Below are 873 nucleotides of genomic sequence, written 5' to 3' on the forward strand. Positions count from 1 at the left end.
CGAGTCCCTTCTTCCGCACTTATCAATATCCCAAGCTTTCAGCTTGGGATTTTTTTTTTGACCAGTACTTTTTGATGCTAAGTTATCACCATTGAGGGTATAATTTCTTGAAGCAAACAGAATAGATTAGCGATAATATGTCGCGTCAAGAATTTAAGCCGCCCAGTCAAATGGTTTTGTACAAGGGTCACACTCATATTTCAACACTTTTCCTAAGCTTTTCGCTTTTTTACCTTTTTTTACGAACACATAAGCCAAGTCTACATATTCCTCTACCTCGGCCCCACTTTCATCCCGTCCTTTTACAACCACAGAATAATATTTTCCATCCGGATATGCCTTGAAATATACTTCTTGAACAGTAATCTTTTTGGGTATTTGATTATCACAACAGCTACACCATAAAATAACGATGGGTTCTTTTTTAAGGTATGCAACGGCCGTTTCGGCTTGCTTTTGTGTCAAGGCCTGAAGTTGATCTGCTTTTGAGAATAAAGCTGTACACAGCAACAGAAGGAGAAAAATGGTCTTTTTCATTTGGAATAGTGTTAAGTTTAAAAGAACTTATTAGCAAAGACTATGCCTTTAGCTTCTCAAAAAAAGATAACAGTCGCTATAATAAATTAAATGGTCAGTTATTTCTCCATAAATCCCCGACAACAAGATCATATATATTCTGTGAAAGTGCCGTTGTATTTTAGCGATTTAACCAAGTTGTTCTCAAAACACAACAGTCCCGATAAGCGGTAATTCTGCCTTGAGAACAAACCAATATATTATTTTTCCCAGACCAATGCGCTTGCACCAAGAATAGCAGCATCAGCCTCTTCCAATTCACTAAAGACCAGTTTAACTTTGTTTCTAAACAAAGGA

At 36.9% G+C, this 873-nt stretch carries 1 protein-coding gene; it reads right to left on the reverse strand.

What is annotated here, in order from left to right:
- Nucleotides 1-153: 153 nt before the first annotated feature.
- On the reverse strand, nt 154-537 hold the full coding sequence (locus tag B2X72_RS19360) for a hypothetical protein (protein ID WP_046675100.1): 384 nt from the start codon (nt 535-537) through the stop codon (nt 154-156).
- Between the last annotated feature and the right edge of the window lie 336 nt (nt 538-873).

This window comes from Sphingobacterium sp. UBA7253, assembly GCF_002472745.1.
Classification (GTDB): Bacteria; Bacteroidota; Bacteroidia; order Sphingobacteriales; family Sphingobacteriaceae; genus Sphingobacterium; species Sphingobacterium siyangense.

Excerpts from the sequence above, each read along its gene's own strand:
- B2X72_RS19360 (WP_046675100.1), bottom strand. The coding sequence starts at position 537 with ATGAAAAAGACCATTTTTCTCCTTCTGTTGCTGTGTACAGCTTTATTC.